The sequence below is a fragment of the Janthinobacterium sp. BHSEK genome (assembly GCF_056174685.1).
The window spans coordinates 110,561-123,969 of the sequence record NZ_JBWBYV010000003.1; the positions used below are offsets into that span (position 1 = coordinate 110,561).

General features: G+C 61.9%; 15 protein-coding genes. 5 read left to right on the top strand and 10 right to left on the bottom strand.

The window, feature by feature from the left end; translation table 11 throughout:
• Positions 1-8: 8 nt before the first annotated feature.
• The 4 genes from AC0V2Y_RS01180 (at position 9) to panC (ending at position 2,643) form a co-directional block, all read left to right on the top strand.
• Positions 9-488 (top strand): GNAT family N-acetyltransferase, encoded by a 480-nt coding sequence (locus AC0V2Y_RS01180; RefSeq protein WP_070219744.1) that lies wholly within the window; start codon positions 9-11, stop codon positions 486-488.
• Between the two features lie 107 nt (positions 489-595).
• Positions 596-805, top strand: a complete 210-nt coding sequence (locus AC0V2Y_RS01185) for a DUF3460 family protein (protein WP_034778041.1) — start codon at positions 596-598, stop codon at positions 803-805.
• Positions 806-822: 17 nt separating this feature from the next.
• Complete coding sequence (locus tag AC0V2Y_RS01190) at positions 823-1,749, top strand: segregation and condensation protein A (protein ID WP_475413558.1); 927 nt, start codon at positions 823-825, stop codon at positions 1,747-1,749.
• 54 nt (positions 1,750-1,803) lie between these two features.
• Complete coding sequence (panC, locus tag AC0V2Y_RS01195; protein ID WP_070219724.1) at positions 1,804-2,643, top strand: pantoate--beta-alanine ligase; 840 nt, start codon at positions 1,804-1,806, stop codon at positions 2,641-2,643.
• Positions 2,644-2,682: 39 nt separating this feature from the next.
• Here panC and AC0V2Y_RS01200 read toward each other — a convergent pair whose 3' ends face one another.
• Positions 2,683-3,135, bottom strand: a complete 453-nt coding sequence (locus AC0V2Y_RS01200; RefSeq protein WP_326456258.1) for a hypothetical protein — start codon at positions 3,133-3,135, stop codon at positions 2,683-2,685.
• 281 nt (positions 3,136-3,416) lie between these two features.
• Here AC0V2Y_RS01200 and AC0V2Y_RS01205 point away from each other — a divergent pair, with 281 nt between their 5' ends.
• Positions 3,417-4,169: an SDR family oxidoreductase gene (locus AC0V2Y_RS01205; RefSeq protein ID WP_475413559.1), complete on the top strand. Its 753-nt coding sequence runs from the start codon at positions 3,417-3,419 to the stop codon at positions 4,167-4,169.
• Between the two features lie 76 nt (positions 4,170-4,245).
• Here the strand turns inward: AC0V2Y_RS01205 and cheY are convergent, their stop codons facing one another.
• From cheY to AC0V2Y_RS01250, 9 genes are all read right to left on the bottom strand, one after another.
• Complete coding sequence (gene cheY, locus AC0V2Y_RS01210) at positions 4,246-4,644, bottom strand: chemotaxis response regulator CheY (protein WP_026132837.1); 399 nt, start codon at positions 4,642-4,644, stop codon at positions 4,246-4,248.
• Positions 4,645-4,791: 147 nt separating this feature from the next.
• A complete protein-coding gene (locus AC0V2Y_RS01215) occupies positions 4,792-5,862 on the bottom strand; it encodes a protein-glutamate methylesterase/protein-glutamine glutaminase (RefSeq protein WP_475413560.1) in 1,071 nt (356 codons plus the stop codon).
• A 107-nt stretch (positions 5,863-5,969) separates the two neighbouring features.
• Positions 5,970-6,578: a chemoreceptor glutamine deamidase CheD gene (gene cheD / locus AC0V2Y_RS01220; RefSeq protein ID WP_034758343.1), complete on the bottom strand. Its 609-nt coding sequence runs from the start codon at positions 6,576-6,578 to the stop codon at positions 5,970-5,972.
• A gap of 9 nt (positions 6,579-6,587) precedes the next feature.
• Positions 6,588-7,460, bottom strand: a complete 873-nt coding sequence (locus tag AC0V2Y_RS01225) for a CheR family methyltransferase (RefSeq protein ID WP_035826600.1) — start codon at positions 7,458-7,460, stop codon at positions 6,588-6,590.
• A gap of 71 nt (positions 7,461-7,531) precedes the next feature.
• On the bottom strand, positions 7,532-9,253 hold the full coding sequence (locus AC0V2Y_RS01230) for a methyl-accepting chemotaxis protein (RefSeq protein ID WP_475413561.1): 1,722 nt from the start codon (positions 9,251-9,253) through the stop codon (positions 7,532-7,534).
• 343 nt (positions 9,254-9,596) lie between these two features.
• The gene (locus tag AC0V2Y_RS01235) at positions 9,597-10,103 is read right to left on the bottom strand and encodes a chemotaxis protein CheW (RefSeq protein ID WP_034758356.1); all 507 of its coding nucleotides are present in this window, start codon (positions 10,101-10,103) and stop codon (positions 9,597-9,599) included.
• Between the two features lie 30 nt (positions 10,104-10,133).
• Complete coding sequence (gene cheA, locus AC0V2Y_RS01240; RefSeq protein ID WP_475413562.1) at positions 10,134-12,335, bottom strand: chemotaxis protein CheA; 2,202 nt, start codon at positions 12,333-12,335, stop codon at positions 10,134-10,136.
• Between the two features lie 43 nt (positions 12,336-12,378).
• The gene (locus tag AC0V2Y_RS01245; protein WP_034758362.1) at positions 12,379-12,744 is read right to left on the bottom strand and encodes a response regulator; all 366 of its coding nucleotides are present in this window, start codon (positions 12,742-12,744) and stop codon (positions 12,379-12,381) included.
• Between the two features lie 83 nt (positions 12,745-12,827).
• Entirely contained in the window at positions 12,828-13,376 is a 549-nt protein-coding gene (locus tag AC0V2Y_RS01250; RefSeq protein WP_034758366.1) for a hypothetical protein, read from the bottom strand.
• Between the last annotated feature and the right edge of the window lie 33 nt (positions 13,377-13,409).

Here is a 13,409-nt window from a genome sequence, read left to right on the forward strand (position 1 = left end):
GACCGATGATGAATATCGTGGTGCGCGAAGCAACAAATGCCGATGCACAACTGATGGCCGAGCTGACCCGCGCCGCGTGGGCCGGCAAGGTGGCGGCCTCGTCCAGCGGGCACCACGAGACGGCGCAGCAGGTGGAAGCGCAATTGCGCCACGGCGGCGGTTTTCTGTTGCTGATCGACGACATTCCAGCCGGTTCGCTGCGCTGGATGCCGCTCGACAGCGACCCCGCCATCTGGAAGATTTCACGCATGGGCGTGCTGCCCGCTTACCGGGGCAGCCACGTCTCGCAGCACTTGCTCGAAGCCATCATTCATCACGGCCTGTCGTGCCAGGCCGAGGAATTGCGCCTGGCCGTGCGGCGCGACCAGCGCAAGCTGATCGATTTTTATGCGGCCTTCGAATTCGAGCTGGCCGAAGAACTGGAATATTCGCACGCCAACCCCGCCGAACCGGCGCCGATGGTGATGCGGCGCCTGCTGCGTTATTGATTTTTAGCAATTTCGCCCCGGACTTGCCGATACAACAACCCGCCAAGCGGCACGGCGCGGTAAAATACGGCCGGCTGACCTTACCCATAAGACACTCAGAAGAGAATATGAAACTGCCTGCAAAACACAACAACTACGTATCCGACCACACCTTGTTCATCGCCGAACTGAAGGCCAAGAATCCTGGCATGGAAGCGGGCCAGCAAGCGGGCCGCGCCCTGCTGTGGGACAAGCCAGCCGTCAGCATCGATGAGCAGGAGCGCCAGCTGGCGTCGGCCGTCAAGCAACAGGCTTACGTTTACCAGAACAAGAACTAAGACCTGGAACCGGCACGATGTTGCCTGAAGAGTCTGCAGTCACCCCGGAAGCCGACGCTTCCGGTGCCGGCGCAGTCATCGAGTCGCCCGATCCTGTCGCCGATGGCGACGGCAGCGGCGACCCTGCAGCATCCGCAAGCACGGACGCGGCGCCCGCCGCCGACCCGCTGGGCATCGCCCGCCTGTATGGCGAACCGATGCTGCGCATGCCGACGGATCTGTACATTCCGCCGGACGCGCTGGAAATCTTCCTCGAAGCCTTCGAAGGCCCGCTCGACTTGCTGCTCTACCTGATCCGCAAGCAAAACTTCAACATTCTCGACATTCCGATGGCGCAGGTGACCCTGCAATATCTGAAATACGTGGACCAGATCCGCGTGCGCAACCTGGAACTGGCCGCCGAGTACCTGCTGATGGCGGCGATGTTGATCGAGATCAAGTCGCGCATGCTCTTGCCATCGCGCAAGAGCGACGTCGAGGAAGATGGCGGCGACCCACGGGCTGAACTGGTGCGCCGCCTGCTCGAGTACGAGCAGATCAAGCTGGCCGCCTACGACCTGAACGCCATTCCCCAGTTCGAGCGCGATTTCGTGCGCACGCAGATTTTCATCGAGCAAAGCCTGACGCCCACCTGGCCCGACGTGGAACCGGTGGACTTGCAGCAGGCATGGCTCGACGTGCTGAAACGCGCCAAGCTGACCCAGCATCACCGCATCAGCCGCCAGGAACTGTCCGTGCGCGAGCACATGTCGAGCATCCTGCGCCACTTGCAGTCGTCACGCTTCGTCGAGTTCAGCGAGCTGTTCGACATTGCCGGCGGCGTGCCCGTGGTCGTGGTCAACTTCGTGGCCCTGCTGGAACTGGCCAAGGAAACCCTGATCGAAATCACGCAGGCAGAACCGTTTGCCCCCATCTACGTCCGGCTGGCGTATTCGCCCGCCTGATCCCTTCCCTTTGTCACTGACCACCGTACAACGGGGTTTTAGCGAAAGCAATCCATGAAAATTATTTCCGACATTGAAGAATTGCGCGACCAGCTCAGCGGACAGCTGCGCACGGCGTTCGTCCCCACCATGGGCAACCTGCATGAAGGTCATCTGTCGCTGATGCGTCTGGCGCGCAAGCATGGCGACCCCGTCGTCGCCTCGATCTTCGTGAACCGCCTGCAATTCGGCCCGAACGAGGATTTCGAGAAATATCCGCGCACCATGGCGGCCGATATCGCCAAGCTGGAAAAGGAAGGCGTGTACGTGCTGTTCGCGCCGACGGAAAAGGAACTGTACCCGGAACCGCAGGAATACCGCGTGCGTCCGCCCGATGACCTGGGCAATACACTGGAAGGCGAATTCCGCCCCGGCTTCTTCGAAGGCGTGTGCACGGTCGTCACCAAGCTGTTCTCGTGCGTGGGCCCGCGCGTGGCCGTGTTCGGCAAGAAGGATTACCAGCAACTGATGATCATCCGCAACATGGCGCGCCAGTTCGCGCTGCCGACGGAAATCATCGCCGCCGAAACCTACCGCGCCGACGATGGCCTGGCCTTGTCCTCGCGCAATATGTACTTGTCGGAAAGCGAACGGGCGGAAGCGCCGGAGCTGTTCAAGGGCCTCAATTTCGTCGCCGAGGAAGTGCGCAAGGGCAACCTGGCCGTGGGCGAACTGGAACAGGCCAGCATGCAACTATTGAACAGCCGCGGCTGGAAATCGGACTACATCGCCGTACGCAAGCGCGCCAACCTGCAAGCGCCGAGCGCCGCCGAACTGGCCGCGGGCGAACCGCTGGTGGTGCTGGCCGCCGCCAAGCTGGGGCAGACACGTTTGATCGACAACCTGGAAATTTAAGCGCAGTCACAGCGGGGCCGTTCGGCCCCGTTTCTTTTATTACTTCTCCATCCCCACCAGCTTGAGTTCGGCAAACAGCGGCTTGTTGCTGCCGCGTGCCGCTTGCAACATGTCATAGCTGGCCGCATCGAGCACGATTTCCTCTCCCGCCCACAGCTTGCGCTGGTGCGCAGGCAACCTCAGGCTGCGCAGGATGGCACGGACCTGGGCCGGGTCGGCTGCCAGCAGGCGGATGGCGTGCGCATGGCGCTGCGTCCCCGTGAGTATCGGCAAGCCGCCCTCCGGACCATGCTGGCTCAGGCTGACATAATCGCGGCCACCCACACGGTGCAGATAGGCATGCCGGCCATCGCCTTCGGCAGGCCACTGCGCGGCCGGCTCCTGCATCTCTACGGACGCGACAGGCACGACTGCGGTTTGTTCAAGGCTCACGCCGCAAGCTGCCAGCAAGGCCGTGCTCAGGGCAAAAAATAATACGGGTGCTCGGCGCATGTTGCGCTCCTTCTTGTCGGGGTCGGGGACAAAGGGGGAATACTGCAGCGATCATGGGCCAAATTATTTGACGTGTAAAGTTAACTTTGGGAAATATTTCATTCCTTTGCGCAATTACTTATGGTCAGCGGCACCACGCCTGTCCATACCAGCGAGGCCAGCAATCATTGTTAATGGAATTTGCACATTGAAATCAAGATTCCCATCTTTATCCATGCATTGATAAAGATCACAATGGCTGCACTGGCCCATGCGGGTCGCCACCACGACAGGAGAACACCATGAACACAGCAACCATCCCCGCCAGGGTCGCCATCGTCACGGGCGCCTCGCGCGGCATCGGCGCGGCCATCGCCCGCCGCCTGGCGCGCGACGGCGTGCAGGTCATCGTCAATTACGCCAGCGGCAGGGAGGCGGCGGATGCGCTGGTGGCGGCCATCGCGGCCGAAGGCGGCGCCGCCATCGCCGTCAAGGCCAACGTGGCCGATGCGGGCGAGGTGCAAGCGCTGTTCGATGCGGCCGAGGCTGCCTATGGCGGCATCGACGTGCTGGTCAACAACGCCGGCATCATGCCGCCCGCGCTGCCCACCCTGGCCGATACGGACGACGCCACCTTCGACAGCCTGTTCGCCATCAACGTCAAGGGCAGCTTCAACACCATGCGCCAGGCGGCGACGCGCTTGCGCCACGGCGGCAGCGTGCTCAACTTCTCGACCAGCGTGACCGGCCTGGCCCTGCCCGGCTATGCCGTCTACGGCGCCACCAAGGCGGCCATCGAGACGATGACGAATATCTTCGCCAAGGAATTGCGCGGCAAGAACATTACCGTCAACGCCGTCGCCCCCGGCCCCACGGCCACGGCCCTGTTCTTGAACGGCAAGACGGAAGAAACGATAGAACGCATGAGCAAGATGGCGCCGCTGGAACGCCTGGGCACGCCGGACGACATCGCCGCCGCCGTAGCCTTCCTGTGCGGCCTCGATGGCCGCTGGATCAACGGCCAGACCCTGCGCGCGAACGGCGGCCTGGTATAAGCAAGTTCAGCCGATGAAAAAAAACGCCGCCAGTTCGCACCGGCAGCGTTTTTTCTTGAAGCAAATCAAACCGTGATCAGGCGCCGGCTTTTTCCAGCTTCTCGAAAATCTTGTTCAGCTTTTCATCGAGGGTCGCGGCCGTGAACGGCTTGACGACATAACCGCTGGCGCCGGCTTGCGCGGCGGCGATGATGTTTTCTTTTTTCGCTTCGGCGGTCACCATCAGCACGGGCAGCTTGGCCAGTGCGGGATCGGCGCGGATATGCTGCAGCATCGTCAGGCCATCCATGTTCGGCATGTTCCAGTCCGAGACGACGAAATCGAACGATTCCGCGCGCAGCTTGGCCAGGCCCATCACGCCGTCTTCCGCCTCATCGACGTTGGCATAACCCAGTTCCTTCAACAGATTCCGGACAATGCGGCGCATCGTCGAAAAATCGTCAACGACTAAAAATTTCATCTTTGGATCAGCCATGAATAACTCCGTTGTTTCTGTAGCGGTTTGTTAATAATATCGACATGAATGCCGACATTATGGTCGACACTACGGCAGCAAGTTGTAGGATAGCATTTTCGTTGCTTTTAGGCGAACAAACTTGCCTCAGATCATATAAAACGTGGCTTACACGCGCAAAGCACGCATGCCGTGCGCCGCCAGGTGTCCCAGCACCATGCCAGGCAGCGCCGTCAGAGCGCCGACCTCATGCGTAGCGCCGACGGCGATCGCCTCGCGCGGCATGCCGAACACCACGCAACTGGCTTCATCCTGCGCAAAATTATACGCTCCTGCGGCCTTCATCTCCAACATGCCTTGTGCGCCGTCCTTGCCCATGCCGGTAAGGATCACGCCGACGGCATTTTTCCCGGCCGATTGCGCGGCCGAACGGAACAGCACATCGACGGACGGGCGGTGGCGGTTCACCGGTTCGCCCTGGTCGATCTTGGTCATGTAGTTGGCGCCGCTGCGCGTCAGTGTCAGGTGCGAATGGCCGGGTGCGATATAGGCGTGGCCGGGCAGCACGCGTTCGCCGCCCGCCGCTTCCTGCACCGAGATCTTGCACAGCGAATCGAGGCGGCGCGCAAACGAGCGCGTAAAGCCTTCCGGCATGTGCTGCGTGATCAGGATGCCGGGGCAATCGGACGGCATCTGCATGAGGAATTCGCGGATAGCTTCCGTGCCGCCCGTCGAGGCGCCCACGATGATCAGCTTCTCGCTCGACGTCAACGGGCTGCGCAGCGCAGGCAGCGGCGCGGCCGCCTTGTCGCCGGCCGACGGCAGGGTGCGCGCGCGGATGCGCGCCTTCGAGGCGGCGCGGATCTTGTCGGCGATCATGTCCGTGTACTCGCGCATGCCGCTCTGGATGGAAATCTTCGGCTTGGTGACGAAATCGACGGCGCCCAGTTCCAGCGCGCGCATGGTGATTTCCGAACCGCGCTCGGTCAGCGACGACACCATCAGCACCGGCATCGGGCGCAAGCGCATCAGCTTTTCCAGGAAGTCCAGGCCATCCATCTTCGGCATCTCGACATCGAGGGTCAGCACGTCGGGGTTGGTCTGCTTGATCATCTCGCGCGCCACCAGCGGATCGGGCGCCGCCCCCACCACTTCCATGTCGGGCTGGCTGTTCACGATTTCCGTCATGACGCTGCGGATCAGCGCCGAATCATCCACGATCAATACCTTGATCTTCATAAATATCCTTCCAGGCCTTGCGGCCCTTATTCTTTATTAAATTAGTAAACGGACAAAACCGGCGCAAGCCGCACAGCGCGACGCGCAGCAGGTTTGGTCCGCTGTCACTAGAACAGTTCGACCTCGCCGCCCACCGGCGCGACCTTGAGGCGGCTGGCGTAATCGAGTTCGCGGCGCACCAGCGTGTCGTTGTGCGTCTGCATCAGCTTTTTCACCAGCACCTTGCCGCTGCGGGGGAAGAAATACACCTTGCGCGGGTGGATGTCGTTGAGGTCTTCGGCCACCACGCGCATCTTCTCCGCCTTCAAGTAATTGATGACGAAGGCCGCATTGCGCTCGCCCACGTTGATCGCCGTGAAGCCGCGCAGCACGGCGCCGCCGCCGAACACTTTCGCTTCCATGTTCTCGCGCCGCGCGCCGGCCTTCAGCAAATCGTTGATCAGGATTTCCATGGCATAGGTGCCATAGCGCATCGACGCGGAAATCGGGCTGTTCGGATCGCTGCCGCCGTCGGGCAGCATGAAATGGTTCATGCCGCCCAGGCCCGTGACACGGTCGCGGATGCAGGCCGAGACGCAGGAGCCGAGCACGGTGACGATCAGCATGTCCTTGTTGGTAAAGTAATACTCACCAGGCAAGATCTTGGCGGCGTCACAATTGAACGTCCTGTCGTAATAGACGTTAGTGGCGAATTGCTCTTTGGATTCCAGGCTCATATCTCACTCTCATGTACGATGCGACGATGCCTTGGGCGCGGCGCCCCGAGGCTGATCGAGCTCATAGACTGTTTTACCGCGCAGCTTCAATGAATCCGACACGTACAGAAAATTCTCCGAATGGCCCGCGAACAGCAGGGCATCGGGCTTCATCAAGGGCACAAAGCGCGACAGGATCTTGCGCTGCGTCGCCTTGTCAAAATAAATCATCACGTTACGGCAAAAGATGACGTCGAACTGGCCCGTCAACGGCCAGCCGTCGGCCAACAGGTTGAGCGGCTTGAAGGTGATCATCTGGCGCAGTTCCGGGCGCACCCGCACCTGCCCTTCGCGGTCGCCCTTGCCGCGCAAGAAGAAACGCCGCGCGCGGTCGGCCGGCATCTTGTCGAGCCGGTCCAGGTTGTAGACGCCATTGGCGGCCGTGGCCAGCACGTTCGTGTCGATGTCCGTGGCGATGATGGTGACCGGCGGCGTGAGCGTATTGAACGCCTCGCACACCGTCATGGCGATCGAATACGGCTCTTCGCCGGTGGAACTGGCCGAACACCAGATGGTGATCGGCCCGCTCAGTTTTTTCACATGCTCGGCCAGCAGCGGGAAGTGATGCGCCTCGCGGAAGAACGACGTCAGGTTGGTCGTCAGCGCATTCGTGAACGCTTCCCATTCGTCGCCCATGCGGCCCGCCTCCAGGTCGTCCAGGTAGCGGACGAACGAGGAGATGCCCGTCGCGCGCAGGCGCCTGGCCAGGCGGCTGTACACCATCTCCTGCTTGCTGTCGGCCAGCGCGATGCCGGCCCGCTTGTAAATCATGGCGCGGACCCGTTCGAAGTCCTTGCCAGTGAAATCAAATTCCTTGACCGAATCCGTTTTAGTTTGCGGCATTTTGTTTTTACCTCTCTATGACTACTCTGACCAATGCCTTTGCAAGTATAACTAGCGGGACCGGGTCGGCGTCAGAACTCTTCCCAATCGTCGCCGCCGGCCGCCGCCAGCTTTTTCGCCGGCGGTGGCGTGCCGGCTTGCGCCGTCTTTGCCAACCGCCGTGTAGTTGCCGCCACTGCAGGCGCCGGCCGTGCCGCCGCTTTGACTACTGGCGCGGGCGCGGGCATGGCCGCCTGCGCCGCGCTCTCGCCGTCCAGCTTGAAGATGCTGACGGCGTCGGCCAGTTTCTGCGCCTGGTCCTGCATGCTTTCGGCCGCCGCCGCCGCTTCCTCGACCAGCGCCGCATTTTGCTGCGTCATCTGGTCCATCTGCGCGATGGCCTGGTTCACTTCCTCGATGCCATGGCTCTGTTCCTGCGTCGCCGCCGTGATCTCGCCCATGATGTCGGCCACCTGCCGGATCGACGTGACGATCAGGCCCATGGTCTGTCCCGCTTCGTCCACCAGGCGGCTGCCGGCATCGACCTTGTCGACCGAGTCGCCGATCAGGCCCTTGATTTCCTTCGCCGCGCCGGCCGATCGTTGGGCCAGATTGCGCACCTCCGACGCCACCACCGCAAAACCGCGTCCCTGTTCGCCCGCGCGCGCCGCTTCGACGGCCGCATTCAGCGCCAGGATATTCGTCTGGAACGCAATGCCGTCGATGACGCCGATGATATCGACGATCTTGCGCGAACTGTCCTTGATGGAACCCATCGTGTCGACCACTTGCGCCACCACCTTGCCGCCCTGCTCCGCCACCGACGACGCCGACACGGCCAGCTGGTTGGCCTGGCGCGCGTTGTCCGCGTTCTGCTTCACGGTCGACGTCAGTTCTTCCATCGACGATGCCGTCTCTTCGAGCGAACTGGCCTGCGTTTCCGTGCGCGCCGACAGGTCCGCATTGCCGCTGGCGATCTCGCGCGACGCCACGGTGATGGTGTCGGTTCCCGTGCGCACGTCGCTGACCGTCTGCACTAGGCTCGCGTTCATGTCCTTCAATGCCTGCTGCAGGGCGCTCGTTTCATCCTTGCCCTCGACCACCACGCGCGAGGTCAGCTCGCCGGCAGCCACTTTCTGCGCCACGGCCAGGGCGCCCGACAGCGGCACCGTGATCGAGCGCGTGATGAAGATGGCGCACCAGGCGCCGATCGCCACCGCCGCGCCGCCCAGGACGAACAGTACCGTCATCAGGCGCGCATCGGCCGCCAGCGAGTCGCCCATGAAGCTTTGCTGCGCCACGTGCTGCAAGTCGAGCAGCTTGTTGATATCGGCCAGGGTCGCCTTGTTCAAGGGGTCGATGCGGGTGGCGATCACCTTCGCCGCGCCCTCGCTGTTAAACGCCAGCACCTGCCCCATCGCCTCCTTGAAGGCGGCATCGACTTCGCCGTCGGCCTTGGCGATGTTGGCCAGCAGCGCCTTCTCGCCATCGGACAGGCCCAAGGTGGCCAGCTTGCCGCGCGCGCCGTCGTACAGCTTGCGCTGCTCGCGCACCTTGCCCTCTTCCACCTGCATCAGGCCCACATCGCCCTGCAGGCCGATATTGCGCATGGCGATGCCGGTTTCCAGCATCGCGCTTTTCATCAGCGACGCCTGCGTATTCTTTTCGCTTGCCAGCTCCAGGCCCGAGAGCAACTGGGCCTTGTTACGGTAATTCAGGGCATTCGCCGAAACGATCACCACCACCAGGATGGCGAGGATGCTGCCAAAACCTATCCCCAGCCGGGTGCCTATCTTGAAATCGCGCAAACTCATTACAGTCTCCAATATTTATGTGAACGGCGCCCGTTCAACCGGACGGCGCCGTGTTATGGCCGGGTCTCTGTCGGACCTTGCAGCCTGCCGGCGCGCCTCTAGCAAGTAACCCCCAATAAATTATTATGATTTCTGACTTCCATAACCGGCGCTGTGCGGCGTTGCCCGCAGCTGGCAGTGCTCGCACTGCGTCGCTGCGGGCGCCTTGCACAGCATCCGGTTCTGTTCGTCATAAATTCACAATAATTTCCCGAGGATTACTTTCCCGCGCCGGTACATGCATATCTGTAGTGATTCTTTGCGTGGTAAAACGGCGGCGCACCGCGCGCCGCCATGCTGCAGCTTACGCCGCCAGCTTGTCGATCAGGCCCATCTCGCTGCTCGACATCAGCTTGTCGATGTCGACCAGGATCAGCATGCGCTCGTCGATGGTGCCCAGGCCGATCATGTAGTCGGTCGAGAAGGCGGTGCCCATTTCCGGCGCCGGCTTGACCTGCTCCGGCGTCAGAGTGGTGACGTCGGAAACGCTGTCGACCACCATGCCGACGATGCGGCCGCCGATGTTCAGGATGATCACCACCGTGAACTGGTCGTACACGGGCGTGCCCAGGTTGAACTTGATGCGCATGTCGACCACGGGGATGATGATGCCGCGCAGGTTGATCACGCCCTTGATGAATTCAGGCGCGTTGGCGATGCGGGTGACCGCTTCGTAACCACGGATCTCCTGGACCTTCAGGATATCGATGCCGTACTCTTCGGAGCCCAGGGTGAAGGCCAGGAATTCACGGCCGGCGATGTCCTTGCCGTCGCCCGCATTGCTTCCGGATGTTTGTTGAGTATCTGACATGGTGCGTTTTCCTATCTTTATCTATCGGTATTACGAAAAAATGGACTCGTCGGCCAGCTGGCGAGAGGAACGGATCAGGGCGGCGACATCGAGAATCAGCGACACGCCGCCATCGCCCAGGATGGTGGCGCCGGAAATGCCCACCACCTTGCGGTAATTCGATTCGAGGTTTTTCACCACGACCTGCTGCTGCCCCACCAGGTCGTCGACAAACAGGGCCGCCTTGCGCCCTTCCGTCTCGAGGATCACGCAGATGCCTTCCGAGGGACTGGTAAAGCGCGGCGCGATGTCGAACATCTGGTACAGCGGAATCAAGGGCAGGTATTCGCCGCGCACTTTCACCACCTGCCCCTTGCCACTGATGTCCTTGATGTCCTCAACGGCCGGCTGCAGGGATTCGATGACAAAACCCAGCGGTAAAATATACACTTCGTCGCCGACGCGGATCGACATGCCGTCCAGGATGGCCAGGGTCAGCGGCAGCGAAATGGAAATCGTCGTGCCGAAACCCTTGGCCGAACGGATGTCGACGACGCCGCCCATGGCGCTGATATTGCGCTTGACGACATCCATGCCCACGCCGCGGCCCGACACGTCGGTCACGGCTTCGGCGGTGGAAAAGCCGGGCGCGAAAATCAGCTGCCACACTTCGGCGTCGCTCATCGACTCGGACACGTCCAGGCCCTGCTGCGCGGCCTTGGCCAGGATGCGCTCGCGGTTCAGTCCCGCGCCGTCATCGGACACTTCGATGATGATGTTGCCGCCCTGGTGGCTGGCCGAGAGGAACAGACGTCCCGCCTCGGTCTTGCCGGCTGCCACGCGGGCGGCCGGCATTTCCACGCCATGGTCGATGCTGTTGCGCACCAGGTGCGTGAGCGGATCGACGATGCGCTCGATGAGACCCTTGTCCAGTTCCGTGGCGGCGCCATTCGTGATGAAATCGACCTTCTTGCCCAACTTGGTGGCCAGGTCGCGCACCATGCGCGGGAAGCGCGAAAAGACGAAATCCATCGGCATCATGCGGATCGACATCACCGCTTCCTGCAAGTCGCGCGTATTGCGCGTCAGGTGGCCGACGCTGTCGAGCAGTTTTTCATGCAGCATCGGATCGAGCGCGCTGGCGCGCTGCTCGATCATCGCCTGCGTGATCACCAGCTCGCCCACCAGGTTGATCAGCTGGTCGACTTTCTCGATCGAGACGCGGATCGACGACGATTCGGCGCCGGCCTTGTCGCCCTCTTTCTTGGCCGGTTTCTTTTCCTGCTCCGCTTCGGCCACGGCGCTCGCCACGGCTGGCGCGGCGGCGGCGCTGGCGTTGCCCGCCTTGGCGGCATCGGCGCGGATCTGTTCGAGCGGCTGGAAGAAACCGTAGCCCTGTTCGGCGTCGCTCTGCACGCCGGCGGCGGCGCGGATATCCTCGATCGGCTGGAAGAAGCCGTAGCCGGGGTCCGTCGCGCCCTGTGCTGCAGGCGCGCCTGGCAGCGGGTCGAAGAAACCGTAGCCCTGGGCCTTTTCCTGCGCCGCGCGGGCCGCATCGGCTTCGCCCGGCGCCAGCGGCGGCGCCTGCGTGATCACCATGTCGTCGGGATTGAGCACGAACGAGCAGATGGCCAGGATATCGTCCAGGCTTTCATGCGTCGTCACTTCCAGCACCTTGCGCGCATCGGGCAGGCTGGATACGGCGACGTCGCCCAGCAAGCCCAGTTCGGCCGCCAGCGCATCGACTTCGCGCGGCTCCATGGCCGGCAGCTCCAGGCGGATGCGATGGCCGCCGGCATGGCTGACGGCGGCCTTTTCCGCCGTATGGAAGGCTGGCGCGACGGGCGTGAGCGCGGCCACCGGCACGTCCTGCGAGAACGACTGCAGCATCATGCGCACGTTGGCCACGGCATCCTGGTCGACGGCGCTGCCCAGGCGATGGCCGTCGAGCTGCATCTTGAGGATATCCTTGGCCGCCAAGAAGGCGTCGACGTGTTCCGCCGTCAGGGCCATCTGGCCCTGACGGATGCGGTCGAGCAGCGACTCGAGGATGTGCGTCACCTCGCTCATGTCGGAGAGGCCGAACGTCGATGCGCCGCCCTTGATCGAGTGGGCGGTGCGGAAAATGGCATTCAGATCTTCGGCGTCGGGCGCCGCAATATCAACGGCCAGCAGCAGCCGTTCTTTTTCAGCCAGCAGTTCTTCGGCCTCATCGAAAAAGACCTGAAAAAACTGGCTAATATCGATGGTCATAGGGTGACTCCGTCAATTGCATCGTTGTGCTGCGCGGCTGGCATCAGCCGATCACCTTCTTGACCACTTCGATCAGGCGTTGCGGATCGAACGGCTTGACCAGCCAGCCATTGGCACCGGCGGCACGTCCCTTCGATTTCATCTCGTCCGACGACTCCGTCGTCAGCATCAGGATGGGTACCTTCTGGTAGGTCGGCAGTTCGCGCAGCAGCTTGATCAGCTCCAGGCCATCCATGCGCGGCATGTTCTGGTCCGTCAATACCAGGTCCACGGTTTGCAGCTTGGCTTTTTCCAGTCCATCCTGACCGTCGACGGCCTCCACCACCTGGTAACCGGCGGCTTTCAGGCTGAACGCCACCATCTGGCGCAATGAGCTGGAATCGTCCACTGCAAGTATCGTTTTGGCCATCTTTGCTCCCACTTATTCCGGGCATCCTGCCCGAGTATTTGATTAATCAATCCATGCAACCACAAGCGCTCCGCACTGGCATGCTAGAACAGCTCGATGTCGCCGCTTTCCAAATGCTGTTGACTGACAGCCTTGCGCAGCACGCTGCGCAACTCCAGGCTTTGAATCGCCAGCGCCATGCTGACCCGCCCCAGCAAAGCGACAATTTCTTCATTGTCGCTCTCCGGCAACATCTCCGCACCATGCTCGCCCAGGGTCCCGAGGAACTCGCGCAAGCCCGTCACGCGCTTCAAGGTGCGCTCGATCAGCTGGCTGGTCATGTCCTGGAACTGCAGGCTGGTGATGGCGGCATTCACATAGCCTCCCACCTCATCCTGCAAGGCCAGCAGTTTTTCCCGCTGCTGCTCGGCAGGAATACCGCCGTCGAGCAGCAAGGCGATCGTGTCTTGCTGCGCAGCGACGGCTGCGTGTATCGCCATGAAATTGAAGGACAGCTTCTCGATCGCCTCTTCCAGCAAGATGCCGGTCTGCACCAGGTCGGTTTCCACCTCCGTCAAGTGCTTGCGGCCATGGTCCGACACGCCAGACAGCAGGCGCTTTACATGCGAGCCAAGTATTTTCTTTCTTGTCATAAAGATCTCATTGTTTCAATACACCACGCGTCG